The organism is Acinetobacter sp. 809848, from assembly GCF_000581275.1.
Taxonomy (GTDB): Bacteria; Pseudomonadota; Gammaproteobacteria; order Pseudomonadales; family Moraxellaceae; genus Acinetobacter; species Acinetobacter pittii.
The window spans coordinates 1-528 of sequence record NZ_JEXG01000188.1 but is presented as its reverse complement, the minus strand read 5'-3'; the positions used below and the strand labels follow the sequence as shown (position 1 = coordinate 528).

The window sequence follows — 528 nt, the reverse complement described above, 5'->3', positions numbered from 1 at the left end:
TGCAATCAGGTTCTTTTGCGTAGTCAGGTTAATGCTATCACCAGCAGTTTGACTTAACTGACCATCTGCGCTGAGGTGAATGTCCTCGTTACTAGCTAAAGCGATACTGTTAGTTGCCGTTAATATCATCAAAGCTTGCTTAAAAGCAGCAGCTTTGTCTTGATCTTTTTCTTCAATTTGCTCTATGAACGTTTTTAGATTCTCAAGCATTTCCAATGGGTCAGTTTGCTGATTTTTAGCAACTTCACTGAGTGCCTTGGCATTGTTGAGGCCGCCTTCGATTTGTTGCTTGGCCTCATTTGCATCAAGGTGTACACCTTGAGCTTGATCCTGCTTATGTGTACTAATGAGTAAGCCGCTGCCTGCTCTAACTGCCCCCCATTGGTCTGTTCGTATCTCGAAACCTTCACCTCGGCCTTCGCTTTCTGGTTTGTCTTTTGGATGGCTTAAGTTACCTAAGTTGAGTTGACTTGCGGCATGGCTGCTTTGCAGCTGGGTACTGATTTGCCCTGTGGTGTCATCAAAACG

General features: G+C 44.9%; 1 protein-coding gene. It reads right to left on the bottom strand.

Translation table 11 applies throughout. The features are described 5' to 3' along the window. Nucleotides 1-528: type VI secretion system Vgr family protein (locus tag J536_RS24715; RefSeq protein ID WP_032064367.1), on the bottom strand; the 528-nt coding region annotated here is incomplete at both ends.